This is a genomic window from Empedobacter stercoris, from assembly GCF_025244765.1.
Classification (GTDB): Bacteria; Bacteroidota; Bacteroidia; order Flavobacteriales; family Weeksellaceae; genus Empedobacter; species Empedobacter stercoris.
On record NZ_CP104209.1, the window covers coordinates 1,933,922 to 1,949,504 of the forward strand.

Sequence of the window (15,583 nt, forward strand, 5' to 3'; positions counted from 1 at the left end):
ATTTATTCCGTAAATTTGTTCTCACATTTTAAACTAAATTATTTGAACTATGTTCCTCGAAAATACCTTTAATCATAACAAAAAAAGTGGATGGATAGAAGTCATCTGTGGCTCAATGTTTTCTGGTAAAACCGAAGAACTTATACGCCGTCTAAAACGTGCCGAATTTGCTAAACAACGTGTCGAAATTTTCAAACCAACAGTCGATACACGTTATGCAGAACGCGAAGTGGTTTCACACAATCAAAACTCGATTACATCAACGCCTGTCGAATATTCTTCGGCAATTTTATTATTGGCTGATGATTGTGATGTGGTAGGAATTGACGAAGCGCAATTCTTTGATGAAGGAATCGTAGATGTTGCCAATCAATTAGCGAACGAAGGAAAACGTGTGATAGTAGCTGGTTTGGATATGGATTTTAAAGGTCGACCATTTGGTCCTATGCCTAATCTAATGGCAACTGCCGAATATGTGACCAAAGTACATGCGATTTGCGTGCGTACAGGAAATTTAGCCAATTACTCACACAGAAAAATAGACAGTGATCGTCTTGTCGAATTAGGCGAAACTTCAGAATACGAACCATTAAGCCGAGCTGCTTTTTGGGAAGAACATAACAAACAAAAAGTTGAAAACGTATAATCTAAATCAAATTTCGAGCATCACCAATGGTACTTTGATTGGAAATGGAGATGCCATCATCGATCAAATATTCTTTGATTCGCGTATGATTGTCAATCCAACTCACGGAATTTTCTTTGCACTTCATGTCAATCAAAAAGATGGTCATTTATATATTCAAGATGCCTATCAAAAAGGAATTCGAAATTTTGTGGTCGAAAAAGCATTGACTCATTTACCTCAAGCAAATTTTATAGAGGTTGAAAATCCTCTATTTGCTTTACAAAATTGGGCAAAAATTCATCGTCAACAATATCAGTTTCCTGTCATCGGAATTACAGGTTCTAATGGAAAAACAATTGTGAAAGAATGGTTGAATCAATTGTTATGGAAAAAATTCTCAATTGTTCGAAGTCCAAAAAGTTATAATTCTCAATTCGGAGCAGCGCTTTCTGTTTTGCAAATGGAAGAAAAAAATGATTTGGGAATTTTTGAGGCAGGAATTTCGATGCCAAACGAAATGCAAAATCTCGAAGAAATTATTCAGCCCACAATTGGTGTATTGACAAAAATTGGAGAAGCGCATTTAGAGAATTTCAAAAATCAAGAAGAATTGATTCAAGAAAAACTGAAATTATTTTCGAATGTAGAAAAATTAGTTTTCAATATCGATAATGAAAAAGTTCGTCAAGCTATTCTTGAAAACATATATTTAAGCAATATAGATAAATATTCTTATGGTTATTCAGATTCTGCCACTGTGCAAATCAAGCAAATCATAAGTAATCAGACTAATACGCAAATTTCTATTTTACATAATCAAGAAGAATTCACTTATTCTATTCCTTTTATTGATGATGCTTCGATTAAAAACAGTTTAATTTGTTTAACAACATTAATCAGTTTAAACATTGATTACAATCAATTTAAAGAAGAATTTAATCAATTATTACCAATCGAAATGCGTTTGGAAATAAAAGAAGCGATTAATCATTCTATCTTAATTAATGATACCTTCAATTCTGATCTAAATTCATTAAAAATTGGGCTAAATGTTCTTAATCAACAACCTCGTGATAAAAAATCGCTGGTTTTGACGGATATTTTACAAAGTAATTTATCTGACGAAGATTTATATCAACAAGCTGCCGATTTAGTGAATCCTTATCATTTTGATGAAATCGTTTTGATTGGTGAAAAAATTTCGCAGTTCAAAAATTTGTTTCAATCGTATGTTCGTTCATTTAATTCGACTGAAGAATTCTTGGAACAATTCAAACATCAACATGTCGATAACGAAGCAATTTTATTAAAAGGTGCTCGTCCATTCAAATTAGAAAAAATTTCGAACGAATTGGAAACGCGTTCCAACGATTCTGTTCTCGAAATTAATTTGCAACATCTTATCGAAAATATAAATGTATATCGTTCGTTGCTAAAACCAACCACTAAATTGATGTGTATGGTAAAAGCGAATAGTTACGGAACGGGTAGTTTTGAAGTGGCAAATACGTTACAAAATAATGGAGTTGATTTTCTTGGTGTCGCAATTGCTGACGAAGGAAAAGAATTACGCGAAGCTGGAATTACGGTACCAATTATTGTGATGAATCCAGAGCAAAGTAGTTATTCTACTGTAATCGATTATCAATTAGAACCTGAAATTTATAGTTTACGTGTGTTAAAATTATTTATTCAAAAATTACAAGAAAAACAGATTTCTTCATCTTTTCCAATTCATCTGAAAATGGAAACGGGAATGAATCGTCTTGGGTTTCATGAAAATGATTTCGAAGAATTAATTGCAATTTTAAAAGATCATTCACAGGTTGTTGTTCGATCAATTTTCACGCATTTGGCAACAGCAGATATGCCAGAAGAAGAAGATTATGTCAAATATCAATTGAATCGTTTTGATAACAGTTATGCTGCTATTTCAACAGCCTTAAACATAAAACCAATTAAACATGCGTTAAATTCTCCAGGAATTGTTGCCTATGGCGAACATCAATACGACATGGTTCGTTTAGGAATTGGTATGTACGGTTATTCGGAATATACCGATTTTATGGAGAAATACCTGAAACCTGTTGTACGTTTTAAAACGGTTATTTCTCAAATTTCTGAAATTGAAAAAGGTGAAACTGTAAGTTACGGTCGTCGATTTACCGCAGAACGAAATACCAAAATTGCAACTTTACCTGTAGGTTATGCCGACGGCATTCGTCGTTCGCTTGGTTATGGAAAGGGAAAAGTTGGTATTCATGGAAAATTAGCTACCATAACAGGATCTGTTTGCATGGATATGATGATGGTTGATGTAACGGATATTCCATGTAAAGAAGGTGACGAAGTAACTATTTTTGGAGATCTTCCAACGATTGCACAAGTAACCGAGTGGTTGGGAACAATTCCTTACGAGGTTTTGACTTCTGTTTCGCAACGGATAAAACGAGTATATTATAAAGAATAATACATAGAAAGAGTTACTGAAAAGTGGCTCTTTTTTATTTAAAATACTTTTTCAATTTTAAGAATTTACCTTCAAATAAATGATAAGAAATCATACTGCTAAAAATCGTTGCTGAAAATGATAAAATAAAAACTACACTAAAGTCTGAAAAAAATTTCATTACAAAATTTATCCAAATAGTGTGAAATAAATACATCCCATAAGTATATTTTCCTAGTATACTGAATATATTAGAATCACTAATTATTATTGCATTACGATTACATAAAGTAAATGCAATTAATATAGAAGTAAATATTCCTATAATCAATGGTTCAATAATTACGGGATCTACTTTAAAGGTTGGAATCAAAAAGTATAATAAAATAATTATTCCTGACAATAATACTTTTAACTCATGAGGAACTCTACTTAATTTATTTAAAGAATCTTCATTGTAACTCAACAAATAAGCTACAATTCCTCCAAAAGAAAAATATAAAACATTTGTATTGATATCTAAATCATAAATGTTATTTTTATCATAGATAACTCTGAACATAAGTGATAAAATTATAGAAATAACTAAAAAAACAGGAAACCTTTTATTCGAAATAAAATAGAATACAATACCCCAAAGTATATAAAAATGTTCTTCTATACATAACGACCACATAACACGTAACGGGGAAACATTTGCAAAGCTATTATTAATAATCATTTGATAATTCTCTAAAAAAAGTAACGGAAAAAACCAATTTGGATGATAACCTTCATCACTAGATTTTAATGAGAATAGTTGCAAAATATAAGGTGTTAGAAATGCAAATAAAAGCATTGCATAATAAAGTGACCAAATTCTCAAAATTCTACGCATGAAGAAATTTTTAAGATTTAATTGTTTTGATTTTTTTTTCTCTTCCAGTAAAATGTAAGAAATCAAAAAACCACTTAATACAAAAAATATTTGAACACCAATTCCTCCACTGTGCATAAAAAAATTAATAAAATCAATATTAACAACAGGTAAATGGTGTAAAAAAACAATAAAAAAAGCTAAAAAGCGTAAAGCGTCAAAAGTGTGAAAGTATCTCATCAAGCTATATTATCTAATTTTAAGAACAATTAAAATCAATTTTTATTTTATTAGAAGTGAAATTTAAAAATAGTATTCTTATTGTTCTTAAATAATATAATCATAAGGCTTTATTTCATTATATTTATTCCACAATTCAAATAGATTTATGCGTATATTTTTCGCCTTCGTAATACTCTTTTCAACCATTTCTTTTGCCCAAGAAACGAAGAACGATTCCACACGATTAAAAGTTGGCGTTGTATTGAGTGGTGGTGGCGCAAAAGGTTATGCACATGTTGGCGCTTTAAAGAAAATAGAAGAAGCTGGAATTAAGATTGACTATGTTGGAGGAACAAGTATGGGAGCGATTATCGGCGGCTTATATGCGGCTGGTTATACTCCCGATGAACTTCAAAAAATCATGTATCAACTGGATATTTCTTCTTTGATTACACAAAATAAAGACCGTGCAGAAATTCCTTTTTTTGAAAAAGCATACAAAGAAAAGTATATCTTAGAATTACCTTTTGATAAGTTCAAACTAACCATTCCAAATGCTTTTTCTAAAGGGCAAGGACCATTAGATTTATTAACATATCTACTACGCCCAGTTCACAATATCGACGATTTCAATCAACTTCCTACACCATTTGTTTGCATTGGAACAAATCTCGAAACTGGTGAAGAAAAAGTGTTTCGTTCAGGATTTTTACCTCGCGTAATTTTAGCTTCTGGCGCTTATCCTACCATGTTGGACCCTGTTACAATTGACGGAAAAATTTATGTTGATGGCGGCGTTGTCAATAATTTCCCTGTCAAAGAAGTAAAAGAAATGGGTGCCGATATCATTATCGGAGTCGAGCTTGGAGATGGTTTGCAAAAGGGTGAAGACCTCAATTCAGCGATTGATATTTTGAGTCAAATTATGACGATGAGCATCGTTAAAAAAACAGATGAACAAAAGAAATTAGTTGATCTTTTAATTAAACCTGAATTGAAAGAATATTCTGTGACGAGTTTTGATGAAGTAGATTCCATCTACAACAGAGGTCTTATCGCTTCAGAAAAAGTGTTTGATCAATTGAAAGAAATTGCTCAAAAACAACATGCATCCAAAACTCAAAGAAATGAAATAAAATTGGATGATTATGTTTTGGTAAAAAATATCGAGGTTGAAGGTTTGAAAAATTTTAACAAGAATTACATCGAAGGTAAATTAGGGATTCGAACTCCCGAAATAATAAAATACGATGATTTAAAATTTGGAATTTCGAAGTTATATGCTTCAGGAAACTTTAATAATATTACGTATAAAATTTCAGAAATCGAAGATGATGAAAATTTATTAACCTTAAAAGTTCAAGAAAATAAGACCAAACAATCAATTCGTTTCGGATTACATTACGATGATTTATTCAAAACAGGGTTACTTTTGAACTTTACGTCTAAAAATTTATTTGTCAAAAACTCGGTACTTTCAGCTGATGTTGTCGTTGGGGATTATGCTCGATATAACATCAATTTTTTCATTGACAATGGATATTTACCAAGTATTGGTTTCAACTCTTTTTCACATTATTTTGATAAAGAAATTGACCTCAGAAACTTCTTTGGTCAAGATAATATTTATAAAAAAGTCAATTACAATTTTAGAGAATACATCAATCAAATCTACATTCAATCTACAATCAAAGAAAAATATGCGATTGGTGTTGGCTTAGAGCATCAATATACGAAGGTTTTTACAAACAACTATATTACGAAAAACGAAGATTTTCCAGCAAAATCAGAAGGTTATTATTGGAAAGCATATGGCTACATCAAAGCAGATAACCGAAACAATGCTAATTTTGCACGAAGTGGTTTAAAATTTGATGGAAGTTTCAAGTATTTATTTGATTCTAATGTTAATGGATTCGAAAATAACTATTTATTAGAATCAAGTTTAGAGGCAAATTTTCCGTTAAATAATTTCCTAAGTTACAGATTTACTGCTAACTTTGGAACCTTTTTCAACGATAATGTAACGATACCTCAGAAATTTTATATTGGAGGTTATGTTGAACAAGATTTTTTCAATTACACAAAGTTTTATGGGCTTCCTTTTGGCTCTGCGATTGGCGACAATCAATTGTTATTTGGGTCTCATTTGCAAGCTCGAATTTTGAAAAATCATTACACAAGTCTGTTTATGAATATCGCAAATATCACCGACAGATTTGAGCAATTAAGTTTAACCGATTACAAATATCTTGGATATGGCGTTACCTATGGCTACGATAGTCCATTAGGACCTTTAAATTTCATTTGGAGTTATTCGCCTTATACCAAAAAAGGATTATTTAATTTAAGTTTAGGTTACTGGTTTTAGAACAATGATAGAATTATTTTACGAAACAGATTTTGAGTTAAAAGATGCTCAAACTTGGATAGATTGGATCGTAGAGAGTATGCGAAATGAAGGAAAAACAATAGAAGATTTAAACTATATTTTCTGTGATGATGAATACTTACTTCAAATTAATCGACAATATTTAGATCACGATTATTATACAGATGTTATCGGTTTCGATAATTCTATTGAAGACGAATTGATGGGTGATATTTTTATTAGTATCGAAAGAATAAAAGATAATGCAGAGCAGAATAATGTCTCTTTTGAGAATGAATTGGCTCGTGTTGTGATTCATGGAATATTACATTTCGCTGGTTATATGGATAAAGAACCAGAAGAAAAAGAATTGATGACTACAAAAGAAAATTACTATTTAGAAACGTTTAGTCACTATCTAAATTCATAATGTTCCACGTGGAACATTTATTATTTTAACAAGAAAAATAAGTTTACAAATCAAATGATATTTCAATCAGAATATGATGTAATTGTAGTAGGTGGTGGTCATGCTGGTGCTGAAGCAACAGCTGCAGCTGCCAATTTAGGAGCTAAAACACTCCTTGTTACAATGAACTTACAAACAATCGCACAAATGTCTTGTAATCCTGCTATGGGTGGAATTGCAAAAGGACAAATCGTTCGCGAGATAGATGCTTTGGGTGGATACTCAGGTATTATTACAGATAAAACGATGATTCAATTCAAAATGTTGAATCAATCAAAAGGTCCTGCGATGTGGTCACCACGAGCTCAATCTGACCGCATGCGTTTTGCCGAAGAATGGCGCTTATCTTTAGAAAGAACAGAGAATGTTGATTTCTTTCAGGATATGGTTAAAAACTTAATCGTAGAGAATGGTAAAGTTTGTGGAGTGATTACAGCGATGGGAATGAAAATTCGTTCTAAAACTGTTATCTTAACAAATGGAACTTTCCTAAATGGTTTGATCCACATCGGAGAAAAACAATTTGGAGGTGGACGTATGGGAGAATCTGCTGCATTCGGTATAACAGAACAACTCGTTGATTTAGGTTTCGAAGCTGGCCGAATGAAAACAGGAACACCTCCACGTGTTGATGGTCGATCAATTGATTATTCGAAAATGATTGAGCAACCAGGAGATGAAAACCCGTCTAAATTTTCGTATACCAATACGCCAAAATTAACCAAACAACGCTCTTGTTGGATTACCTATACCAATCAAGAAGTACACGATTTATTACGCGAAGGATTCGATCGTTCTCCAATGTTTAACGGTACAATCAAATCAACTGGACCAAGATACTGTCCATCGATAGAAGATAAAATTAACCGTTTTGCAGACAAAGATCGTCACCAAATATTTGCAGAACCTGAAGGTTGGCATACAATGGAATTCTATATAAATGGATTTTCGACATCGTTACCTGATGATATTCAAGCAAGAGCTTTACGATCTGTACCTGGTTTTGAATATGCAAAAATTTTACGCCCAGGCTATGCCATCGAATATGATTATTTTCCACCAACACAACTAAAACACACGTTAGAAACAAAGTTAATCGATAACTTGTATTGTGCAGGTCAAATAAACGGAACAACTGGTTATGAAGAGGCAGCTTCTCAAGGATTAATGGCGGGAATAAATGCTGTGTTGAAAATTCAAGAAAAAGATCCGTTTATCTTAAACCGTAACGAAGCATATATTGGTGTTTTAATCGATGATTTGATTACTAAAGGAACAGAAGAGCCTTATCGTATGTTCACTTCCCGAGCTGAATATCGAATCTTATTGAGACAAGATAATGCAGATGAACGTTTGACAAGAAAGGCTTTTGACATTGGTTTAGCTTCTGAAGATCGTTTGAAAAGAATGGAAGAAAAGTTTGATAAAGCTGAAAAACTTGTTCACTATTTCGAAGAAAATTCGATCAAACCTCAAGAAATAAATGAGGTAATAGAAGAACGAAATGGGACTCCATTGAAGCAACCAAATAAAATGATTTCTGTTATTTCTCGTCCGGAATTAAAGCTTTCTGATTTCACAAAATTAAACCGTGTGAAAGAATATATTGATTCTAATGAATATGATGACGAAGAATTAGAACAAACAGAAATTCAAATAAAATATAAAGGATACATCAAAAAAGAACAACAGAATGCTGACAAGTTGCATCGATTAGAAAATCTTAAAATTCCAGCTGATACGGATTACAGTATTTTTGGATCAATGTCTATCGAAGCACGCCAAAAATTGGCAAAAATAAAACCAGCTACCGTCGCTCAAGCTTCAAGAATTAGTGGTGTATCACCAGCAGATATTAGTGTATTATTAATTTACATGGGAAGATAATATGGAAAATGTTCCACGTGAAACATCTCAAGAAAATCCTTCAAAAGAAGGATTTTCTGGTATTAAGAAATTAGATTTAAAAGATTATTTTTTAACTGGAGAAAACTTCGAATTGTTTGAAGATTCTAAAACAGGCGTTTTATATACTCTCCCCCAGCCTATCGAAAATTTGGGTAAATATTACGAAAGTAAAAATTATATTTCCCATACCGATGGAAAAAAATCTGTTTTCGAACGTTTTTACCAAATAGCAAAATCAATCAATCTAAACAACAAATTAGAATTGATTCGGAATATATCAACAGGTAAAAAGATATTGGATTACGGCTGCGGAGTTGGTGACTTTTTAGAACATTTACAAAAAAATGGTTACGATGTTTTAGGAATGGAGCCAAACGATTCTGCGCGTAGAATTACACAATCTAAAATAGGAATTGAAAACGTTACTTCTACAGAATTAGAACAAAATAATCAAAAATATGATATCATAACGTTGTGGCATGTTTTAGAACATATACCAAATCTGAATGAAATCATCCATTTGTTAAAAAAACATCTAAACGAAAATGGCCGATTAATAATTGCCGTACCAAATCACCAATCTTACGATGCAGCTTATTACGGAAAATATTGGGCAGCTTATGATGTACCTAGACACCTGTGGCATTTCTCAGCAACAAGCATGCATAAACTTTTTAACAACTTTGGTATGAAAATTGAATCTACTCATCCGATGAAATTAGATTCGTTTTATGTGAGTCTACTTTCTGAAAAATATAAAGGAAATAAATTAGGTTTTTTAAACGCTATTAGAGTCGGTTTAAAATCAAATGCAAAAGCAAAGAAAACGGGAGAATATTCTTCTTTAATCTATGTAATTAAAGCCGAAAATTAAAATAAGCCCTTTTAAGCTATCTTTTATAAGCCAATTGAGCATTATGACCTTTTTATTAAAAAAATTGAATAAATCTAATATATAAAAGCCCTTTTTTGGACTATAAATACATAAATAAAATAAATAGCTATGAAAAAAAGTATTTTATTATTTGGGATATGCGCTTCTGCTTTCTTAACATCTTGTGCATCTACAACAGTCGCAAAACAAGAGATTGAAACAGGTAAAGAAGTGAGAGGAACATGGACATTAACAAATGTTGACTACGAAGGTCTAACAACGAATGAAGTTCAGGGTAATGTAAAAGTTACGGATGCCGTTTCAAGAGTTTTTGATACTGCAAATCCAGAATGTTACGAAGGTTCTACTTGGAACTTGGTTCAAAACAATAAAAAAGGAACCTATACATTTAATACTGCTGATGAAGATTGTCCTACAGGAACAGCTAACATTATTTGGAATTTGCAACAAGATGGTTCTATAACTTATTTTATTTTCAAAGATGTAACAGGAATCAAAGCCAAACAAAATACAGCTGGATACAAAATGCGTGTAGATTATGTTGATGCAAATTCGATGAGATTAGTACAAGATATTAATGCAAATGGTAAAATTGCACAAGTAATTTATAACTTCCAACGTTAATCAACAATTTAAAAAATTTAGAAATTATGAAAAAAATAAATACAAAAATAACTGCAATCGTATTAGGAGGTTCATTTATCATGTCTTCTTGTACAGCAGTACAAAACGCAAATAACACTCAAAAAGGTGCTGGTATTGGTGCTGTTGGTGGAGCTGTTATTGGTGGTATCTTAGGAAATAATATTGGTAAAGGTGGTAACACTGCTTTAGGTGCTGTAATAGGTGCTGCAGTTGGTGGAGCCGCTGGGGGTGTTATTGGTAACAAAATGGATAAACAAGCTCAAAAAATCGAAGAAGTTTTACCTGGCGCTGAAGTTGTAAGAACAGAAGAAGGAATTAACCTTATTTTAGATGAAAATTCTAGAGTTACTTTCGAATATAATAAAGCTTCTTTAACTGCTGTTGCTAAATCGAATTTAGATAAATTAGTAGAAGTTTTCAACGAATATCCTGATACAGATTTATTAATCGTTGGACATACAGATAACGTAGGTTCGCAAGGATATAACTTACCATTATCACAGAAACGTGCACAATCTGTAAAAGATTATTTAGTTGCAAAAGGAATATCTTCTTCTCGTTTAACATCAAAAGGTAAAGGTTTAGAAGAACCAATCGCAGACAATTCAACTGCAGAAGGACGTGCTCAAAACCGTCGTGTTGAGATTGCGATTACTGCAAATGAAAAAATGAAAGCTGACGCTGCTAAAGAAGCAAATGGTCAATAATCATTTATATTATAAAACAAGAAAAGCGTTCAGCTATTGAACGCTTTTTTTATGTTTATAAAGGTTTAAACTTATTTAAAATTAACCACAAACCATTTGTTATTGATCTTTTCTAACGTTACTTGATACGTTTTAGAAGATTGATCTTTTAAGTTCGCTTGCACTTCTACTAAAGCTACTTTTTCATCAGCATCTAAAACTTTTGCATCTTTTATTGTTGCTTGCTCTAAATTTTTAATGCCTTCATCAGAAGAAAATTTTTGATAGGTATTCCATTCTCCATTTCTTGTTAAAGCAAAAGCGCCAGAATAATTTTTCTTCGATAAATTTGTCATAAAACGATTCGACAAAGACTTCACCATTCCTGCTTCTTTACTTACATCAATAGGCACATCTTCTAAAGAAATAGAATCTACAACAACAGCACCAATCAAATTAATTGGCACTTTTACCGCCTTACGATTGGTTAAATAACGTTCAGAATTAGGAATACGAACTAAAATATCTAAACGATCATTCTTTATCTTTGAAGCATCCAAAGAGGCATATTTAATCGTAATTGCATTCTTTCTGTATAAATCATCCAATGAATTTGGATCAATCGTAGAACGGAAAGTATACACAATATTACCAGAATTAAAAACTTCTACAGTTGCTGTTACAGCTTGATCCAATTGAATTTCTTCTCCTTGCGCATTATAAAAAAACGGCGATATAGAAATACCCTTATCATCTTGTTTTACACTAAAATCAAAACGCTGAACATTTGAAGTTGGTTCTGTTGGCGTTTCTATAACTTCTACCGCTTCTGGCTTTGGAATTCCATTCACCAAAGGAACTTGATTTCTATTCCAAGTAAACTTATTCTGTAAAGCTACTTTCTCTGCAATATCAAAAACTTCATCAACTGTTTTTCCATCTAACAACGTACGAACAATTCCCCAACGAGCTTCATTATCCATGGTTGGACTTGTGTTATACTCAAAAATAATTTGTAAGGCTTCTTTAAACTTATCTTGTTGCATAACAGGCAATGCTTTCGAGATTTTGTCTACTGTCTCGCTAAAAGTTTGCGCTGAAGAAGAATCTATTTCGATGTTATCATTCTTACAGCTGATAATCATTAAAGCGAAAGAGATAATGATGAATAAACGTTTCATATAGTATGGATTAATACGTTTTAAGTTAAAGTTTTATCAGCAGTAAATATACTAAATACTTGTATTGAATAGTTTTTTTTGTTCAAAAAAAAAAGCAGACTCCCAAAACGAAATCTGCTTTTAATATAAAACAACTAAAACATGAAAAAAATTTTAAATCTTCATTGGAACTTCAATGAACATTAATCGTGATCCTTTCGATACATTAAACGTAAACTCATTTACATCTTGTATCTCAACAACATCTCTTCTTGCTAATGTATTTCCATCAAACTCCACTTCACCTTCTACTACCATAAAGAAAACTCCGTTTCCTTCCTTTTGTACTTTATATGTTTCTGTTACATCTTCTGAGTAATTTCCTAAAAAAATCCAAGCATCTTGATGAATCCAAACACCTTGATCATCTGCATTCGGTGAAAGAACTTGGTACAATTCGTTTTCTTTTGCAACTTCACGAATAGATATTTGCTGATAACGTGGTTCTACATTCATTTTATTTGGAATTATCCAAATCTGAAAAAAATGTCCTTCTTGGTTTTCATAGGCATTCATTTCACTATGAAAAACACCAGTTCCAGCACTCATCACTTGAACATCTCCAGACTCAATAATAGAACCTGTTCCCATAGAATCTTGATGCGAAATACCACCTTTTGTTGGAATCGTAATAATTTCCATGTTATCATGCGGATGTTTACCGAATCCCATTCCACCTGTTATGATATCATCATTTACAACCCGTAAAGCACCAAAATGAATACGAGATGGATCATAATAACTTGCAAAACTATATGAATGACGAGTATTTAACCAACCATGATTAGCTCCTCCTCTAGACTCTGATTTAAATATTTGGTAATTCATAGTTCTTAATTTTTTACAAATTTATGCTGATTTATAAACTTAAAAATTGATATGTGATAAGTTATCAATCACTAAACCAAGATGAAGAAAAAAGATATTTTTTTTCATCTATTAATTAAATGTTAAAAATATTTTATATTTTAGCATTCAGTTAACACATGAGGAATATTTATGCTATCAATTTCAAGCGAGTCGACATTTAATGTGGTGCTTTGGATTCTATTCCAGATTGTTCTTGTAATTATAGTAGCCATCATTTTGTATAAGATTTACAAAAAACTTACAAAATGAAAAAAGGTTCCGAATTTTCGGAACCTTTTTTATTCTATATGATTAACAATTATTCTTCCATTGAATAATTTTATCTCGAATAAATTCTGCTAATTTTATTTTACTTTGGTGTGTCCAACCTGCAATATGTGGTGCGAGAACTGCATTATCTGCTTCAATTAAATACTGAAATTCTTCTGGTAATTCTGAAGCAACTAATTTCTCGAAACTTGATTTTTCAAATTCCAAAACATCTAACGCAACCCCCATTACTTTTCTATCTTTCATTGCTTCAACTAAATCTTTTGTAACGACAGATTTTCCACGAGCTGTATTCACAAAATAAAATGGCTTCTTGAATTTCGAAATAAATTCAGCATTTACCATTTTCATCGTTTCTGCTGTTTGCGGCGTATGCAAACTTACGACATCAACTTGTTCAAAAAAATCAGCTAATGAAACTTGTTTCGCAAAATCATTTCCTTTGTTTGGTAAAATATCATAACAAATGACATTAACTTCAAAGCCCTGCAATCGTCTCGCAAAAGCATTTCCCATATTTCCGTAACCAATAATTCCGACCGTTTTACCTTTCAATTCGTCTCCACGATTTTCTTCGCGTTTCCAAATTCCTTTACGAACTTCGTTATCAGCTCTTCGCAGATGATGCATTAACATCAAAAGCATACCAATTGCATGTTCTCCAACAGAATCTCTATTTCCTTCTGGAGAATTAAATAAAATAATATTCTTTTGCGCTGCAAAATCTTCATCAATATTCTCCAAGCCTGCCCCTACTCTACCAATAAATTTTAAGTTAGTTGCTTTACCCAAAAAAGTTTTATCGATTGGAAATCTACTTCTAACAATTAATCCATCATAAAGATTAATTTTTTGTTCAATAATTTCTTTGGGTGAACTATAATCTTCATCAACTATAAATCCTGCTTCTCGAAGTCCTTTATTCAAACATTCATGATTAGAATCTATTGCTAAAATTTTATATGCCGTATTCATTGCAAAAGTTTTATCAAAGTTACAACGATTGACTTTATCTAAACAGAAATAGTAAAAAAAATGGTTGTAAACAAAACGTTTATAACCATGTTAATAAGCTTTTAAATCACTTATAATAAAGAGATTAAATTGTTAATTAAATCATTATTTATCGATCAATTATAAACTTAATGAATAATTCTTAACGCATTTGGTAAGACTTTAACTTTCACTTGAGGTGAATTAGTTTGATGTATTTCTCCATCAAGTTGATAGGTAATCGGTAAACCATCTAAGGTTTCAATTTTGAATTTTTTTACTTTACGGTATTGAGCTTTTTCTAACAAATCAATTTTTTTAGCCAAAACTAAAACGGAAAAATAAAATTGTTCGAAAACATCTAAATCTTCAATCATTAACAAATCCAACTCTCCATCAGATAAATCTGCTTTTGGTGTAAAAGAGATGCCATATCCCGCAATGTTTGAATTAGAACAGAAAAGATAATAAAAACTCTTCTCGATTATAACATCATCTATATAAAGACGAAATAATTTTGATTTGTAATTCAACAATGTTTTAACAGAAGCATCAACGTAACCAGTAATTGTTCGCTTTTGATTCTCTTCATACGTCTTGATTACTTCAGCATCAATTCCAAAACCAAGATTACTAAAAAAATAGTTATCCTCTACCCGACCGACATCTATTGTATGCACAGAATTTGTTTTGATAATTTCAATCGCTTTGTTGATATCTTTCGGAATATTCAAATTAGTTGCTAAACCATTTCCAGAACCAGCAGGAATAATTCCCAAAGCAATATTTGTATTTACCAAAGCACTGGCCACTTCATTGATTGTTCCATCTCCGCCACACGCAACAATCACATCCGAATGGTCTGCTATTGCTTCTTTTACCAATTCTTTTGCATGAAATTGATAAGCGGTTTCTTTCAAAACTATTTCGTCAGAAGCATCAAATTTTGCTTGTAGAAAATCGATTGAAATATCGTGTTTTGCATTTCCAGAATTTGGATTTACAATGAAAGTGTACCTCATTTTTTAGGAATTGAATTTTATTGAGCAACAAAAATAAGAAAACTAAAAGAATCAAGCGATTTAAGGTGTTTTTTTGGAT

13 protein-coding genes are annotated in these 15,583 nt (G+C 31.7%); 8 read left to right on the forward strand and 5 right to left on the reverse strand.

Annotated elements, in window-relative coordinates:
• Positions 1-49: 49 nt before the first annotated feature.
• Entirely contained in the window at positions 50-646 is a 597-nt protein-coding gene (locus NZD85_RS09165; protein WP_171622936.1) for a thymidine kinase, read from the forward strand.
• Positions 633-3,098, forward strand: coding sequence for a bifunctional UDP-N-acetylmuramoyl-tripeptide:D-alanyl-D-alanine ligase/alanine racemase (locus NZD85_RS09170; protein ID WP_260541541.1), 2,466 nt, complete (start codon positions 633-635; stop codon positions 3,096-3,098). Before NZD85_RS09165 ends, NZD85_RS09170 begins: the two co-directional genes overlap by 14 nt.
• Before the next feature lie 34 nt (positions 3,099-3,132).
• Here the strand turns inward: NZD85_RS09170 and NZD85_RS09175 are convergent, their stop codons facing one another.
• Positions 3,133-4,173 carry an acyltransferase family protein gene (locus tag NZD85_RS09175; RefSeq protein ID WP_260541542.1) on the reverse strand — a complete coding sequence of 347 codons (1,041 nt, stop codon included), beginning with the start codon at positions 4,171-4,173 and terminating at the stop codon, positions 3,133-3,135.
• 148 nt (positions 4,174-4,321) lie between these two features.
• Between NZD85_RS09175 and NZD85_RS09180 the strand changes: the two genes are divergently transcribed.
• The 6 genes from NZD85_RS09180 to NZD85_RS09205 all read left to right on the forward strand — a co-directional run bounded on the left by NZD85_RS09180 (position 4,322) and on the right by NZD85_RS09205 (position 11,150).
• Entirely contained in the window at positions 4,322-6,526 is a 2,205-nt protein-coding gene (locus tag NZD85_RS09180; protein ID WP_260541543.1) for a patatin-like phospholipase family protein, read from the forward strand.
• Positions 6,527-6,530: 4 nt separating this feature from the next.
• Entirely contained in the window at positions 6,531-6,956 is a 426-nt protein-coding gene (gene ybeY, locus NZD85_RS09185) for an rRNA maturation RNase YbeY (protein WP_171622932.1), read from the forward strand.
• 54 nt (positions 6,957-7,010) lie between these two features.
• Positions 7,011-8,882: a tRNA uridine-5-carboxymethylaminomethyl(34) synthesis enzyme MnmG gene (gene mnmG, locus NZD85_RS09190; protein WP_225539534.1), complete on the forward strand. Its 1,872-nt coding sequence runs from the start codon at positions 7,011-7,013 to the stop codon at positions 8,880-8,882.
• A 1-nt stretch (position 8,883) separates the two neighbouring features.
• On the forward strand, positions 8,884-9,777 hold the full coding sequence (locus NZD85_RS09195; protein ID WP_188319425.1) for a class I SAM-dependent methyltransferase: 894 nt from the start codon (positions 8,884-8,886) through the stop codon (positions 9,775-9,777).
• 129 nt (positions 9,778-9,906) lie between these two features.
• Positions 9,907-10,422: a lipocalin family protein gene (locus NZD85_RS09200; protein WP_260541544.1), complete on the forward strand. Its 516-nt coding sequence runs from the start codon at positions 9,907-9,909 to the stop codon at positions 10,420-10,422.
• 26 nt (positions 10,423-10,448) lie between these two features.
• Entirely contained in the window at positions 10,449-11,150 is a 702-nt protein-coding gene (locus NZD85_RS09205) for an OmpA family protein (protein WP_225542067.1), read from the forward strand.
• Positions 11,151-11,221: 71 nt separating this feature from the next.
• On the opposite strand, the gene NZD85_RS09210 is transcribed toward NZD85_RS09205, so the two are convergent.
• The 4 genes from NZD85_RS09210 to NZD85_RS09225 all read right to left on the reverse strand — a co-directional run bounded on the left by NZD85_RS09210 (position 11,222) and on the right by NZD85_RS09225 (position 15,504).
• On the reverse strand, positions 11,222-12,310 hold the full coding sequence (locus NZD85_RS09210; protein WP_260541545.1) for a DUF6694 family lipoprotein: 1,089 nt from the start codon (positions 12,308-12,310) through the stop codon (positions 11,222-11,224).
• Between the two features lie 153 nt (positions 12,311-12,463).
• Entirely contained in the window at positions 12,464-13,177 is a 714-nt protein-coding gene (locus NZD85_RS09215; protein WP_260541546.1) for a pirin family protein, read from the reverse strand.
• Positions 13,178-13,510: 333 nt separating this feature from the next.
• Positions 13,511-14,464: a 2-hydroxyacid dehydrogenase gene (locus NZD85_RS09220; protein WP_260541547.1), complete on the reverse strand. Its 954-nt coding sequence runs from the start codon at positions 14,462-14,464 to the stop codon at positions 13,511-13,513.
• A 167-nt stretch (positions 14,465-14,631) separates the two neighbouring features.
• A complete protein-coding gene (locus tag NZD85_RS09225) occupies positions 14,632-15,504 on the reverse strand; it encodes a diacylglycerol/lipid kinase family protein (RefSeq protein ID WP_260541548.1) in 873 nt (290 codons plus the stop codon).
• Positions 15,505-15,583 lie beyond the last annotated feature (79 nt).

Excerpts from the sequence above, each read along its gene's own strand:
- mnmG (WP_225539534.1), top strand. The coding sequence starts at position 7,011 with ATGATATTTCAATCAGAATATGATGTAATTGTAGTAGGTGGTGGTCAT.
- NZD85_RS09200 (WP_260541544.1), top strand. The coding sequence starts at position 9,907 with ATGAAAAAAAGTATTTTATTATTTGGGATATGCGCTTCTGCTTTCTTA.
- NZD85_RS09165 (WP_171622936.1), top strand. The coding sequence starts at position 50 with ATGTTCCTCGAAAATACCTTTAATCATAACAAAAAAAGTGGATGGATA.
- NZD85_RS09210 (WP_260541545.1), bottom strand. The coding sequence starts at position 12,310 with ATGAAACGTTTATTCATCATTATCTCTTTCGCTTTAATGATTATCAGC.
- ybeY (WP_171622932.1), top strand. The coding sequence starts at position 6,531 with ATGATAGAATTATTTTACGAAACAGATTTTGAGTTAAAAGATGCTCAA.
- NZD85_RS09175 (WP_260541542.1), bottom strand. The coding sequence starts at position 4,173 with ATGAGATACTTTCACACTTTTGACGCTTTACGCTTTTTAGCTTTTTTT.
- NZD85_RS09220 (WP_260541547.1), bottom strand. The coding sequence starts at position 14,464 with ATGAATACGGCATATAAAATTTTAGCAATAGATTCTAATCATGAATGT.
- NZD85_RS09215 (WP_260541546.1), bottom strand. The coding sequence starts at position 13,177 with ATGAATTACCAAATATTTAAATCAGAGTCTAGAGGAGGAGCTAATCAT.
- NZD85_RS09195 (WP_188319425.1), top strand. The coding sequence starts at position 8,884 with ATGGAAAATGTTCCACGTGAAACATCTCAAGAAAATCCTTCAAAAGAA.
- NZD85_RS09180 (WP_260541543.1), top strand. The coding sequence starts at position 4,322 with ATGCGTATATTTTTCGCCTTCGTAATACTCTTTTCAACCATTTCTTTT.
- NZD85_RS09205 (WP_225542067.1), top strand. The coding sequence starts at position 10,449 with ATGAAAAAAATAAATACAAAAATAACTGCAATCGTATTAGGAGGTTCA.
- NZD85_RS09225 (WP_260541548.1), bottom strand. The coding sequence starts at position 15,504 with ATGAGGTACACTTTCATTGTAAATCCAAATTCTGGAAATGCAAAACAC.